12 protein-coding genes are annotated in these 13667 nt (G+C 37.9%); 6 read left to right on the forward strand and 6 right to left on the reverse strand.

Annotated features, from left to right (window positions below):
* The first annotated feature begins 348 nt into the window (after nucleotides 1-348).
* From lptF to rsmA, 6 genes are all read left to right on the forward strand, one after another.
* On the forward strand, nucleotides 349-1539 hold the full coding sequence (lptF, locus tag ACFIML_RS03145; protein ID WP_375610169.1) for an LPS export ABC transporter permease LptF: 1191 nt from the start codon (nucleotides 349-351) through the stop codon (nucleotides 1537-1539).
* Nucleotides 1536-2627 carry an LPS export ABC transporter permease LptG gene (lptG, locus tag ACFIML_RS03150; protein ID WP_375610168.1) on the forward strand — a complete coding sequence of 364 codons (1092 nt, stop codon included), beginning with the start codon at nucleotides 1536-1538 and terminating at the stop codon, nucleotides 2625-2627. The genes lptF and lptG overlap by 4 nt, the downstream gene beginning before the upstream one ends.
* Nucleotides 2628-4988, forward strand: coding sequence for an LPS-assembly protein LptD (locus ACFIML_RS03155; protein ID WP_375687353.1), 2361 nt, complete (start codon nucleotides 2628-2630; stop codon nucleotides 4986-4988).
* Nucleotides 4989-5098: 110 nt separating this feature from the next.
* Entirely contained in the window at nucleotides 5099-6055 is a 957-nt protein-coding gene (locus ACFIML_RS03160) for a SurA N-terminal domain-containing protein (RefSeq protein ID WP_375606282.1), read from the forward strand.
* A complete protein-coding gene (pdxA, locus tag ACFIML_RS03165; protein ID WP_375614963.1) occupies nucleotides 6055-7068 on the forward strand; it encodes a 4-hydroxythreonine-4-phosphate dehydrogenase PdxA in 1014 nt (337 codons plus the stop codon). The genes ACFIML_RS03160 and pdxA overlap by 1 nt, the downstream gene beginning before the upstream one ends.
* The gene (rsmA, locus tag ACFIML_RS03170) at nucleotides 7059-7889 is read left to right on the forward strand and encodes a 16S rRNA (adenine(1518)-N(6)/adenine(1519)-N(6))-dimethyltransferase RsmA (RefSeq protein ID WP_375606284.1); all 831 of its coding nucleotides are present in this window, start codon (nucleotides 7059-7061) and stop codon (nucleotides 7887-7889) included. Before pdxA ends, rsmA begins: the two co-directional genes overlap by 10 nt.
* 29 nt (nucleotides 7890-7918) lie before the next feature.
* Here rsmA and gmk read toward each other — a convergent pair whose 3' ends face one another.
* The 6 genes from gmk to fabD all read right to left on the reverse strand — a co-directional run bounded on the left by gmk (nucleotide 7919) and on the right by fabD (nucleotide 13656).
* On the reverse strand, nucleotides 7919-8596 hold the full coding sequence (gene gmk / locus ACFIML_RS03175) for a guanylate kinase (RefSeq protein WP_375606285.1): 678 nt from the start codon (nucleotides 8594-8596) through the stop codon (nucleotides 7919-7921).
* A 293-nt stretch (nucleotides 8597-8889) separates the two neighbouring features.
* Nucleotides 8890-9999, reverse strand: coding sequence for an endolytic transglycosylase MltG (gene mltG / locus ACFIML_RS03180; protein ID WP_375606286.1), 1110 nt, complete (start codon nucleotides 9997-9999; stop codon nucleotides 8890-8892).
* Nucleotides 10000-10094: 95 nt separating this feature from the next.
* Complete coding sequence (gene fabF / locus ACFIML_RS03185; RefSeq protein WP_375610164.1) at nucleotides 10095-11357, reverse strand: beta-ketoacyl-ACP synthase II; 1263 nt, start codon at nucleotides 11355-11357, stop codon at nucleotides 10095-10097.
* 101 nt (nucleotides 11358-11458) lie between these two features.
* Nucleotides 11459-11695 carry an acyl carrier protein gene (locus ACFIML_RS03190; RefSeq protein ID WP_004860281.1) on the reverse strand — a complete coding sequence of 79 codons (237 nt, stop codon included), beginning with the start codon at nucleotides 11693-11695 and terminating at the stop codon, nucleotides 11459-11461.
* A gap of 260 nt (nucleotides 11696-11955) precedes the next feature.
* On the reverse strand, nucleotides 11956-12693 hold the full coding sequence (fabG, locus tag ACFIML_RS03195; protein WP_375614390.1) for a 3-oxoacyl-[acyl-carrier-protein] reductase: 738 nt from the start codon (nucleotides 12691-12693) through the stop codon (nucleotides 11956-11958).
* An 18-nt stretch (nucleotides 12694-12711) separates the two neighbouring features.
* On the reverse strand, nucleotides 12712-13656 hold the full coding sequence (gene fabD / locus ACFIML_RS03200; protein ID WP_375614391.1) for an ACP S-malonyltransferase: 945 nt from the start codon (nucleotides 13654-13656) through the stop codon (nucleotides 12712-12714).
* Nucleotides 13657-13667 lie beyond the last annotated feature (11 nt).

The raw sequence follows: 13667 nt of genomic DNA on the forward strand, positions 1-13667 counted from the left end.
AAAACTTCTATACCCCTAATACAAAGGAAACGGTTCAAGATATAACCCCTCTTTTTTGATTGAGATGCATTATCTCTTTGCACGTATCTTTAAAAGACAATAATTTTTATTTTCAACGTTAATAAAAAAGTTTTTTAAGTTATTTTCCAGATTCTTTGTAGACTATAGTTGAAAATAAAATATAATGTACGGAAAATTTAAAGAGGACCTCATAGGCAATTTTATATTATTTATTTGGTAAAAATATCCAATTCATGAAAGGATATTTTTTCAAACTTTATTACATTTTAACCGAAAGCAGTAAGAATATTTGCTATCGAATTAAAAACTGAGGATTTTCCCCAATTTATGCGTATTATTGAGTTCTACATCCTGAAACGTGTCCTTGTTTTGTTTAGTTCTGTCATGATTGCAGCAGTGGGCGTTAGTTGGACTATACAAATTCTTGCACGGATAAACTTTCTCACAACAAGTAAACAAACACTCCTCACAGTCTTACAATTTTCACTCTCATTGGTTCCTTCTGTTGTTTTTCTGGTCATTCCGTTTGCATTAGTGATCGCAATTACAACCATCCTCTCAGCAATGCATCAAGACTCAGAATTTGCTGTCATCAATGCCTCTGGTTTTCCTAAAAGTACTGTCTGGAAACCTATCCTTCTTCTTGCTATTGTTGCATCCTGTATCTCCTTTTCTATAGCTAATTTTGTTGTTCCTCAAGCGCGTCTTCATATGCGACAAATGCTAGCAAGCGCTCGTTTTGATCTTATCAATCTATTCATTAGTGAAGGGAGCTTTCAAAAACTCGCCAATAACCTTTACATAGAAATTGGCGAACGAAATCCAAATGGAACACTTGAACGCCTTTTCATTGCCGACCAGCGTGATCCTAAGACTGATCTTTTTTATTATGCAACAGACGCATCCATTGTGAGCAATAAAAACGGCAGTTTTCTGGTTCTCAATAACGGTGAAATAGAAAGAGTCAATCATCAAAATAACAGTGTTTCAATCGTGCAATTTAGCTCATATACTTTTAGCCTAGGAGAGTTTATCCCCAGTGATAAAACACCTACTCTTTATCCAAAAGATCGGTCTCTTTCTTATTTACAAAACCCTGACCCAAAAGACCCCTACTATCAACGAAAACCACTCCAATATAAAGCTGAATTTCACCGCAGATTAACACAATGGCTCTACCCTATTGTTTTTTCACTTATTGCATTAGCAGCGGCAGGGGATGTACGCTCCCATCGACAAGCTCGTCATTCCGCAAATCTCTCGGCAATTGCCCTCTCTTTTCTGGTATATTGGATAGGATATTTTTTCGCAGAAAAAGCAAAAAGCGATCTTGCATACGTTCCTTTCCTTTATATTATACCTATAGGAACAAGTGCATTTGTCTTTTTTATGCTTTTAACGAATCATAAAATTGGGCTTCCCACAAAAGTTAATGAGATACTTCAAATCGCTTTTCAAAAAATAATGAACAAATTTGAACATCGAAAATCTCAAGATTCCTCGGATAAAATATCATGATTGGGTGGACACTTGGACGATATTTTTTTATACGTTATCTTAAAATAACTTGTTATTTCTGGGGAAGCATTTTTGTTCTTGCTCTTTTAATCGATTTCACAGAGAATTCCGGTAGGCTATCTTCCCTTGCGCATTATACAGCAAAAGATGCATTTTTCCTCTCTGTTTTACGCATCCCTTTTATCATGCAACAACTTATCCCTTTCATTGCACTCTTTTCTGCAATGGCAACGCTTATCTCGCTCAACAAAAAACTTGAACTTGTGGTGACTCGTTCAATCGGTGTTTCTGCATGGCAATTTCTTATGCCAGCTTGTTTTGGAGCTTTTCTTTTAGGATTATTTTCAATTCTTCTTATTAATCCACTTGCTGCATGGGGATTTTCTCAAGCAGAAAAAAAGATGACTGAATGGCGCAATCACAATGTACTAACACCTCTTCACAATACAAGTATCCACTGGTTAACACAACGTACAAATTTAGGCAGAACAACCATTGGTGCTAAATCTATCTCCGATCAAGGACTTTCTCTTCTCGATGCAACCTTTGTACAATACAATGATAATGCAACCGTTAAAAATTGGATTAATGCCCCAAAAGCAACTTTGACTAATGGATTTTGGCTATTAACAAATGGAACAATCTATAAAATAGGGCATCCTCCTGAAAAATTTACCATGTTGCAAATAAAAACCAATCTAAAACCTGAATTTTTAACGGAACGTTTAGTGAATCCCGCAACTATTCCATTTTACCAATTGCCCCAAAAAATTATGATTGCACGTTCATTTGGCTATTCTGCTCATAATTTTGATATGTATTTCCAATCTTTGATTGCATTACCGGCATTGCTTGTGGCAATGACCCTCATTGCAGCAACTGTATCTTTAAATTTTACACGTTTTGGGCAATCTAGAATGTTGATTCTTGGTGGCGTGATAGCTGGGTTTATGCTTTATGTTATTTCCGTACTTGTCCAAGCTTTTGGTAATGCTGGATATATTCCACCAATTATTGCAGCTTGGACACCCGTTGTTATTGCGTTATTCTTAGGAATCTCTTTTTTGCTTCATAAAGAGGATGGCTAAGTGAAGGCATTAACACTTAAAAAAACTATTTTAACAAAATTAAGTGCTCTCGCTTTTAAAAGTATTGTGGGGGTTATTTTAGGAGGTGCTTTGTCTTATTGTGCGCACGCTCAAAGCCTTCAATCTCCTTCTCAAAGTCGCATTCAAAATCCGGAACCTCCTCTTTTGCTCTCTGCGGATGAACTCATCTACAATCGTGATGAAAACACTGTTTCTGCACACGGTAATGTCCAAATCGAATATGATGGCAATAAAGTTGTCGCTCAAAAAATTATTTACAATCAAAAAACAGGACGGCTTATAGCACAAGGAAACGTTGAAATTACTCAAAAGGATGGTAATAAAATTTATTCCAACCAAATTGATATGACCAAAGATCTTGGCGAGGGTTTTGTAAACGCCTTACGTATTGATACAGCCAACAATGTTCACTTTTCAGCCCAAAATGCTACACGCAAACACAATCACATAACAGTCTTTGAAAATGCAACCTATACAGCCTGTGAACCTTGCTCTTATAAACCAGATCGAGACGTCTTATGGAAAATTAAAGCAAGAAAGATCATATGGAATAATAGCGTCAAAAAAATTCGGTTTGAAAATAGCAGTTTTGAAGTTTTTGGTGTACCGATTATAAAATTTCCAAATTTTGAGATCTATGATCCAACTGTCAGGCGTGCTAGCGGTCTGCTTACTCCTCATTTTTTTTATACCAATGATCTCGGCATGGGGATAAAGAATTCTTATTTCTGGAATCTCGCTCCTCATTACGATTTCACACTTTCTTCTACGGTTTATACCCAACAAGGGCTTTTGACCGAAGGGGAATGGCGTCAACGTTTTAAAACGGGCCGTTATAACATTCGCTTTGCTTATATATATCAAATAAAACCGCATAAATTTGATAATGATACAATTGATGCACAGTATAAAAATCGTTATATGCTGGCAACAAAAGGGGACTTTCGTATTAATTCACACTGGACTTATGGATGGGATATTCTTGCACAGTCAGATCGGCATTTTAGTCGTGCCTATAAACTTGAAAACTATAACAATCCTACACAACTTTCTCAGATCTATCTGAATGGACTTGCAGGAAAAAATTATTTTGATATGCGTTTTTATCATTTTAAAGTTCAAGATTTGATATTGAATGATCCTCATTATGAACGTCACTCTCGGCAAGCGTGGGTTCTACCACGCATCGATTATACTTTCACACCAGATGAGCCCATTTATAATGGAGAGCTCACCTTCCATAGTAATATGCAATCAATTTATCGTCGTCATGCTGATTTCAGTTCACCCGACAAGAACGCAAATTCTCTCAACATAGTAAGACTTTCTGGTATAGCTGGAAATAGTTTGCGGTTAACAAACGAGCTTCAGTGGAAAAAGCGCTTCAACACGCACAATGGACTCATCTTAACCCCCCTCCTCTCTCTACGAGCCGATATCATTACAACCAATGTACGTGAAAATCATGATTCTTCTATAAAAAACACTGTGTTATCCGAAGTTCGTGGTTCAGCAATTCGTGGCATGGCAACAGCAGGGTTAGAACTACGCTATCCCTTTCTCATTACAGCTGATCATTCTACACATATCATAGAACCAACCGCACAAATTTTCATACGCAATAATGAACAATATATCGGACAAACTCCTAATGAAGATGCTCAAAGCTTTGTATTTGATGCAACTACTCTCTTTCAACGGGATAAATTTTCTGGTTATGATCGTGTAGAAGGTGGCACAAGAGCCAATATAGGTCTAAGATACTCTGGAAGCCTTAATGATAATTGGTCTCTTTATGGTCTCATTGGACAATCCTTTCATCTAGCAGGAAAGAATTCTTTTGCAGAAAAGGACTTTATCAATGTCGGTACTCATTCTAGCTTAGAGGCAAAACGTTCAGACTATGTTGCAATGTTTGGTACAACCCATAAAAGTGGTTTTTCCTTAGAAACGCGTGGACGCTTTGACAAAAAAACAGGAAAAATCCGCCGTAGTGAAATCGAAGCATCACAAAAATGGCAAAATTTTTGGGCGGCTCTACAATATGCCTATATCGCAAAGCAACCAGATTATGAATATTCTCAAGAGCGCCAAGAAATTTCTTTTCAAACAGGACTTAAATTGGCAGATTATTGGTCCATTAATAGCAACGCCGGTTATGATTTAGTATCTGGTACATTTATAAAGCGAGGAATTAGCTTGAGTTATATGGATGAATGTTTCGGGTTAACATTCGGTTATCAACAGGTAACGAATCCAGGCAGGAAAGCACCCTTGCAAAACTTTAATTTCTCTCTTTCATTGCGTACGATTGCAGATATCGGAAAAAAGATAGATTAATTTATAAAGGGAATGTATCAGTCATTTAACTTATCATTGTTTTTATGAAAGAAAGCGTGTATTTTAAGTTGTTGATGAAGAATTAATAAACAATGCGAAAGCCTATTTATATGAATAAATTGAAAAAGCGTTTTCTTGCTTTATTTTATATTGCGTCTTTGAGCGTAAGTAGCCTGTTAATAAATGGATTTTTGATTCCGACAGTCTTTGCGCAGACTTCTATTGTTGTTACAGTTAATGGCAACCCCATCACAAATTATGATATACAAAGGCGCCTTGCTTTTCTGAGACTGCAACAAAAGCAAGGCAATTTGGTGGCACAGGCTAAAAAAGAGCTTGTTGACGAAAAGCTAAAAAATATTGAAATAAAACGTCTTAATATTGAAGTAAGCAATGATGAAGTTGATAAAGCTTTTGAGAATTTTGCAACACAAAATAATATGACGATTGATCAGCTCAACCAGATTCTGATCCAAACTGATATCACTGTGCAACACTTTAAAGATTACATCCGTGGACAAATAGGATGGGGACGTCTTGTTAGCGCACGCTATCAATCTGAAACAGGTATGATTAGCGAACAAGAAGCTGTACGCAGAATATTAAAAAATGGTGGTGTAAAACCTTCAACCAACGAATATACATTACAGAGAATTGTTTTTGTCATTCCAGCACATCGTCGTTCAGAAATCTTTGAAAGACGTCAAAGAGAAGCAAGTAATTTTCGCGCACATTTCCGTGGATGTGCAAATGCTCACAATCAAGCAAAAGGTATTTTAGACGTTACTATCCGTCACTTAGGAAAGTTTCTGGAGCCCCAACTCCCCAGTGCATGGGAACAAGCTATTCTTGCAACACCTGCTGGAAAAATGACAAAATTACAAGAAACATCTGATGGAATCGAAGCAATTGCTGTCTGCAAAATAAAGAGAGTTTCTGATGATTATGTCGCTCGGCTGATCTTTTCTCTTCAAGATAGTAAAAAAAGAAGCCCGCAAAAACTTGAAGAATTAAGCGACAAATATTTAGAAGAACTGCGCCGAGTGGCGCGTATTCAAAATTCATAATGGCTATTCTTGTTGTTAGCGGTGGAGATCCTGCCGGAATTGGTCCTGAAATAGTACTAAAAGCGTGGAATTTGCGTGTTACGCATAAAATTCCACCTTTTGTACTTCTTGCTGATCCAGATGTTATTCGTTCGCGCGCTCGTTTTTTACAGATTGATGTTGAGGTGCAATCTGTTTTAATCAATAATCCTACAAAAAATTTTCAAAACGCTCTTCCTATCATACCGTTAAAAAACAAACAAAGTGATCAATTAGGTATACCTTCATCGAATAATGCTGCTGGAATCATTGAAGCGATTAAACGCAGTGTTCAATTGATTCAAAGTGGCCATGCATGTGCACTAATCACTTGTCCTATTGCAAAAAAAAATCTTTATGATGCTGGTTTTCAATTTCCAGGTCATACAGAATTTTTAGCCGATTTGGCATATAAAGCTTTTCATAAATGTTATCATCCCGTTATGATGTTAGCAGGACCTCGATTAAAAACGGTACCAATTACTGTTCATATTCCATTCAAAGATGTTCCTTCACAGCTTACCCGTGATTTAATTATTCAAACGGTACTTATTACTGAATGTGACTTAAAAACACGGTTTAAAATAACATCACCCCGACTAGCTGTTGCTGGTCTTAATCCTCATGCTGGAGAAGGAGGTGCAATGGGAAAAGAAGATATTGAAGTTATCACTCCTGCTATTGAATATCTTAAAAAGAAAGGACTCAATATTGCAGGCCCGCTGCCTGCCGACACAATGTTCCATGAATGCGCAAGAAAGGCATATGACGTTGCCATTTGTATGTATCATGATCAAGCCCTTATCCCTGTTAAAACATTAGACTTTGATACCACCGTTAATGTTACATTAGGTTTACCTTTTATTCGTACGTCTCCAGATCACGGGACTGCTTTTGACATTGCTGATAAAGGGATAGCCTCTCCCGAAAGCTTTATTGCTGCTCTTAAACTTGCAAATCAACTTGCAAAAAATAGTTTGAACCCATGCCAATAGATAATCTTCCTCCTCTGCGTGAGGTTATTGATATATATGGATTACAAGCACATAAATCTTTGGGGCAAAATTTTCTTTTTGATCTTAATTTAACCTCTAAAATTGCTCATCAAGCAGGAAATATAGAAGGAAAACCTGTTATTGAAGTTGGGCCTGGTCCTGGAGGTCTCACACGTGCCTTGCTGGCAAAGGGCGCCATTGTAATAGCAATAGAACGCGATGAGCGTTGTATACCGGCTCTCTTAGAAATAGAAAAACACTATCCTCAAAAATTAAAACTTATTTGTAATGATGCTCTGAAGCAAGATTTCTCAAAACTCTTTGAAACAAGCCTAGAAAAACCACGCATTATTGCAAACCTTCCCTATAATATTGGAACACAACTCTTATTAAATTGGCTTTTGTCTGAACCATGGCCTCCTTTTTATGAGTCAATGACATTGATGTTCCAACGTGAAGTTGCCAAACGGATTACGGCTCAACCTCACTCTGCTCACTATGGACGCCTTAGTGTTTTAGCTGGCTGGCGTACCGTTGCTAAAATTGCTTTTGATGTTCCACCTCAAGCCTTTATACCAGCGCCTAAAGTAACCTCTTCCGTTGTTCATATTATTCCGCGCCCCCGCCCTCTTGCCTGCTCTGCACAAAAACTAAGCCTCATTACAAAAACTGCTTTTGGACAAAGACGAAAAATGCTTCGTCAAAATCTCAAAACACTTGGAGGTGAAGAGCTGTTAGAAAAAGCTGGAATTGATGGAAGACGCCGTGCTGAAACACTCTCGGTTTCTGAATTTGTAACTTTAGCGCATCTAGTGCTCTAAAAAATGCACTTTTTGTTTTGCATTCTTTTTTAATAAAGGCATTTATCGATCTTTTCAGCAATAAGCCCATCAACAAAAGAGGCAAGATAAGAACAGCGCTCGCGTTTTTTGGTTTCAGCTAAATAAATAGACTTAATAAAAGATAAAGATTGATCTAAATCTTCGTTAATCACAACATAATCATAAGAATGCCAATGCTTCAATTCCGTTCGTGCATTTTCCAATCGTAAATTGATGATATCTTGACTATCTTCGGCTCGACGATGTAAACGCGAAACAAGCTCTTTCATTGATGGTGGAAGAATAAAAACAGATACAGTATCTCCTAGCATTTTTTTTTGCAGCTGCTTAGTACCCTGATAATCAATATCAAATAGCATATCACGGCCGGTATTCAATGCTTTTTCAACAGTTTCACGTAAAGTGCCATAATAATTCCCGTGAACTTCTGCCCACTCAATAAATTCATCCCTATCACGCTTATATTCAAACTCTTCCTTTGAAATAAAGTAATAATGCAGCCCATCTACTTCACTAGGACGCCTTTTCCTTGTGGTCATACTTACGGAAAGCTCTAATTGTCCCTCTTTTAGAAGTAATCGAGAAATTGTTGATTTACCAGCGCCTGAAGGTGAAGAGAGAATAAATAAAAAACCGCGGCGTTGATTTGTTTTTATGGCATTGAATTTACTTTCAAAGGCTGTCATCACACCACTCTACTTTGTTTATAAATTTTTCTTCAAAATTTAAATAATACATTACCTCAATATTTCTCCCAACCAATGGTATTTGCTTTAGCAGCTAGATCTCAATGTTATCCTGTTCTTCCATTAAAATAATTTATTAGCAGTATATTTATTTCTTTCTTAAATATTTTTATCCATACGCTAAGCTCTCTTGTAGCATACAAGAAAATGATTTTTATAATTCTTATAAAAAAATTTTACTATACTTTGGATTTTCATTTTACGATGCAAACAGATACGTTATTATTATAAATTTAATGTCTTGCCTTTAATTCTCGCCACTTGCGAACATTCATATTATGTTCTTCTAAAGTTCGAGAAAAGACATGCCCTCCTGAACCATCAGCAACAAAATAAAGTGCATCACTGCTTGGTGGATGTGCTACCGCTTTCAAAGAATCTCGACCTGGATTTGCAATAGCCGTTGGAGGCAAACCATTAATTTTATAAGTATTATATGGTGTTTCCTTCTCAAGATCTGAACGATAAATCGCACGACCGGATGGTTTTCCTTTTCCTCCGAAGAGACCATAAATTACTGTTGGATCCGATTGAAGACGCATATGCTTTGTAAGGCGGTTATAAAATACCGCAGCAACCATTGGTCTTTCTGCTGCAATTCCCGTTTCTTTCTCAACAATTGAGGCTAATATAACAAATTCATCAATTGATTTAATAGGTAAATCAGGTGAACGCGTAGCCCATATAGCATGAATTAATTTTGTCTGTCCTTCACGCAATCTGTTTACAATCTCTTTACGCGTTGTCCCCCGAATAAAACGAACAGTATCCGTCATTAAACAGCCTTCTGGAGGCAAAATTTTTGGAAGGTCTCCAATCAAAATTTCATTCGCAGCTAATCGATCGAAAACTTGCTGAACCGTTAAACCTTCAGGTACTGTAAATGTATACTCTATAGATTTTCCTTTCACAAGAATATCCATAATATCCTGCATCGAAGCATGAGCTGGAATTAAATATTCACCAGCCTTCAGATGCGTTGTTTTTTGGTGATAACCAACCCCATAAACAAAGATATCTGATGATCGAATGAAACCACGTTTTTCTAGCAATGAAGCAATTTCACGAATTCCGGTACCAGGATGGATAAGAACAATTTGTTCTTCCTCAATTTTTCCCTTTTCTTCAAAAATACTTTTTCCAATATAAAGAGGAATACTTATGCCAAAAAGAATAATCACAATCAGCATAAGAAAAAAATTACCGAGAACAACCAATGGATTACGGACGATAGATGATTTCTTTCGTTTTTTATGTATTAACATGTCATAACTATCTGCTAAATGATTCGAAGAGGAATCACTTACGTCCTTTAATGGTTTTCCATTTTTCACATCGGACATAACCCCTCATAGCGATTAAGGATAATATTATAATTTCTCATTCACCTTATAATAAAGTAGAAAACTCAAAAGAAGAAATTAAATAAAAATACTTATTATCCTCTAAAACGTTGTATCACCAACGATGCATTTGTCCCACCAAATCCAAAAGAATTAGAAAGAATCGTATCAATCTTTCGTTCACGCGGTTTGTGTGGTACAAGGTCGATTTTTGTTTCAATCGATGGATTGTCAAGATTCAGTGTCGCTGGGGCTATATTATCCCGTATAGCTAAAATAGAAAAAATAGCCTCAGCAGCACCGGCTGCACCAAGTAAATGCCCGATAGATGATTTCGTTGATGACATAGAAACTTGTGGTGCATAACTCCCTAAAACACGCTCAACAGCCGCTAGCTCTATGGAATCAGCCATCGTAGATGTACCATGAGCATTAATATAATCAAGTTCACTCACATTCACTTGTGCACGCTTAAGAGCAGCTATCATACTACGCTGAGCCCCTTCACCACTTTCTGAAGGTGCTGTAATGTGGTAAGCGTCACCAGATAAACCATAGCCAATAATCTCAGCATAAATACGCGCCCCTCGTTTTTTGGCATGTTCCAGCTCTTCTAAAACAACAACAGCTGCTCCTTCCCCCATCACAAAACCATCACGATCAGTATCATAAGGACGTGACGCCCGTTCAGGATCATCATTGCGACAAGTAGAAAGAGCTCTACAAGCTGCAAAACCTGCAAGAGATATCCGATTTATCGGAGATTCAGTCCCCCCTGCCACCATGACATCTGCATCACCAAACATAATCAAACGTGCCGCATCACCAATCGCATGCGCCCCTGTCGAACAAGCCGTTACAACAGAATGATTAGGCCCCCGTAAACCATATTGAATAGACACATAACCAGAAGCAAGATTAATCAAACGACCTGGAATAAAAAAGGGAGAAACACGACGTGGGCCCTTATCACGAAGCGTATAACCAGCTTCAACAATGCCCTCAACTCCCCCAATTCCCGAACCAATTAACACACCTGTACAAATCTGATCTTCATCACTCTTAGGAAACCATTCGGCATCTGCAAGCGCTTGGTTAGCAGCAGCCATTGCATAAACAATAAATGCATCAACTTTACGTTGCTCCTTAGGTTCCATATACAAATCAGCATTATAGGTCCCCTCTGTTCCATCCCCTAAGGGGATACGCGCAGCAATCTGGCATGGCAAATCTGATACATCAAATTCAGTGATACGTCGGACACCACTTCTTCCTTCAAGAAGTCGTTTCCAACTATATTCAATATTACCAGCTAATGGAGATACCAATCCTAAACCAGTAACAACAACACGTCTCATAACTTCTAACCTTGAACTAAACTTCACCTCTCAAAGCTCTCTTTTCAAAAGAACTCCGAAGAATATAGGCAAAAGCAATTTATGCCTTTGCCCTTTAGTAATCACGCAGAAGCTTTATCAATGAACTTGACTGCATCACCAACGGTGAAAATCGTTTCAGCAGCTTCATCTGGAATTTCTACCCCAAACTCTTCTTCAAAAGCCATAACGAGTTCAACCGTATCAAGGCTATCAGCCCCTAGATCATCGATAAAGCTTGCATTTTCTACAACTTTATCAGCATTAACCCCAAGATGTTCCACGATAATTTTCTTAACGCGCTCTACTGTATCACTCATGTTGAAATCCTCGAATTTATATTTCCTATAATTTGGTTAACTATATCGGTTCATCTAATCAAGCAATAGATGCATTACTTTAAAAGATTTTAGTAATGATTTAAAACATCCTGTGGATATCCCCTACAAAATGAACCAATCTGACATTCCGACATCAATTGATTAACGACCATATTAAAGAAATAGATGCATCTATCCATTTCAATCGTTACTATCTAAAATAATACAATTCATAAATCAATGTGGAATAAAATAAATACTCATATCATTGCCATTCCACCATTGATATGGAGTGTTTGACCTGTCGTATAGGCTGCTTCATCGCTTGCTAAATAAACAGCAGCAGTGGCTATTTCTTGCCCACTTCCCATACGCTTCATTGGAATCGCAGCCATAATGGCTTCTTTTTGCTTTTCATTAAGCTTGTCTGTCATTGCAGATTTAATAAATCCTGGAGCAATACAATTGACAGTGATATTTCGCGAAGCAATTTCTTGTGCCAATGCTTTAGAAAAACCTATCAAGCCTGCTTTTGCAGCACAGTAATTCGTTTGTCCAGGATTTCCCACAACACCAACAACAGATGTAATGTTAATAATTCTTCCATAACGGCGGCGCATCATAGAATGTATTAATTCACGCGTCAAAAGAGAAGCAGCTGTTAGGTTAACTTCTAAAACATCATCCCAGTCTTTATCTTGCATACGCACAAAAAGACCATCTCTAGTGATTCCCGCATTGTTAACCAAAATGTCGACGCCATCCATTTTTCTCTCTGCAACTTCAGCCAATTGTTTAATCGATTGGCGTTCAGAAAGATTAGCGGGAAATACAAAAACATTCTGCCCTAATTCTGCCGCCACTTCTCTGAGCTTTTCTTCACGTGTTCCATGAAGTCCAACAATGGCTCCTTGTGCATGAAAGCAGCGTGCAATTGCCTCACCAATTTCTCCCGAAGCCCCCGTTACAAGAGCTTTACGCCCTGTTAATCTAAACATTTTTTAACTCCTTATAGATTAAACGCCAAGCATGCCTAGCGCTGATTCTATTTCATCAACTGTTCCAATTGTTACCCCCTTTATATCTTTGTTAATACGACGCGTTAAACCTGTTAATACTTTTCCAGAACCAACTTCAAAAAGCGTATCAACCCCATTCGCAGCGATCCATTCTATTGTTTCACGCCATCGCACCCTCCCAGTCACTTGTTGGACAAGAAGAGTAGTAATACGCTCTGGATTGCTCTCAGGTGCAACAGAAACATTGGCAATCAAAGGAACAATAGGGGACATTTTGTTAACAGTCAAAAGTGCTTTCTTCATGGCATCAGCAGCAGGTTGCATTAAAGATGAATGAAAAGGTGCAGAAACAGGAAGAAGAAGTGCACGTTTTGCACCTTTTATTGATGCAATCTCTACCGCTGCCTCAACTGCTTTTGCTTTACCGGAAATAACAATTTGCCCACCACCATTATCATTAGCAATCTGACATAGTCCTTCTCCAGAAACAGTTTCGCAAATTTCTTCCACAATGTGCTCTTCCAAACCAATCAATGCAGCCATAGAACCTTCACCAACCGCAACAGCAGCCTGCATAGCATTGCCACGAATACGCAAAAGTCTTGCCGTATCTGTGAGAGTAAATGTACCAGCAGCACAAAGAGCCGAATATTCGCCTAAAGAATGGCCAGCAACAAATCTTACCTTTTCTTCTATACGAAGCCCTAATTGTTTCATCACACGAATGACAGCCATAGATACAGCCATTAATGCCGGTTGTGCATTTGCTGTTAACGTTAAAACATTTGCTGGTCCTTCAAAAATGATCTTTGATAATTTCTCACCCAAAGCATCATCAACTTCCTCGAAAACCATCCGCGCTGCAACAAATTGCTCTGCAAGCGCTTTCCCCATACCAACAAGTTGACTCCCCTGCCCTGGAAAAACAAAAGCTGCACCCATTTATCAACTCC

It is taken from the genome of Bartonella sp. AC62GZZY (genome assembly GCF_042196525.1).
In the GTDB taxonomy this organism is placed as follows: Bacteria; Pseudomonadota; Alphaproteobacteria; order Rhizobiales; family Rhizobiaceae; genus Bartonella.

Coding starts and splice junctions, on each gene's coding strand:
- lptF (WP_375610169.1), top strand. CDS start 349: ATGCGTATTATTGAGTTCTACATCCTGAAACGTGTCCTTGTTTTGTTT.
- lptG (WP_375610168.1), top strand. CDS start 1,536: ATGATTGGGTGGACACTTGGACGATATTTTTTTATACGTTATCTTAAA.
- ACFIML_RS03160 (WP_375606282.1), top strand. CDS start 5,099: ATGAATAAATTGAAAAAGCGTTTTCTTGCTTTATTTTATATTGCGTCT.
- pdxA (WP_375614963.1), top strand. CDS start 6,055: ATGGCTATTCTTGTTGTTAGCGGTGGAGATCCTGCCGGAATTGGTCCT.
- rsmA (WP_375606284.1), top strand. CDS start 7,059: ATGCCAATAGATAATCTTCCTCCTCTGCGTGAGGTTATTGATATATAT.
- gmk (WP_375606285.1), bottom strand. CDS start 8,596: ATGACAGCCTTTGAAAGTAAATTCAATGCCATAAAAACAAATCAACGC.
- mltG (WP_375606286.1), bottom strand. CDS start 9,999: ATGTCCGATGTGAAAAATGGAAAACCATTAAAGGACGTAAGTGATTCC.
- fabF (WP_375610164.1), bottom strand. CDS start 11,357: ATGAGACGTGTTGTTGTTACTGGTTTAGGATTGGTATCTCCATTAGCT.
- ACFIML_RS03190 (WP_004860281.1), bottom strand. CDS start 11,695: ATGAGTGATACAGTAGAGCGCGTTAAGAAAATTATCGTGGAACATCTT.
- fabG (WP_375614390.1), bottom strand. CDS start 12,693: ATGTTTAGATTAACAGGGCGTAAAGCTCTTGTAACGGGGGCTTCGGGA.
- fabD (WP_375614391.1), bottom strand. CDS start 13,656: ATGGGTGCAGCTTTTGTTTTTCCAGGGCAGGGGAGTCAACTTGTTGGT.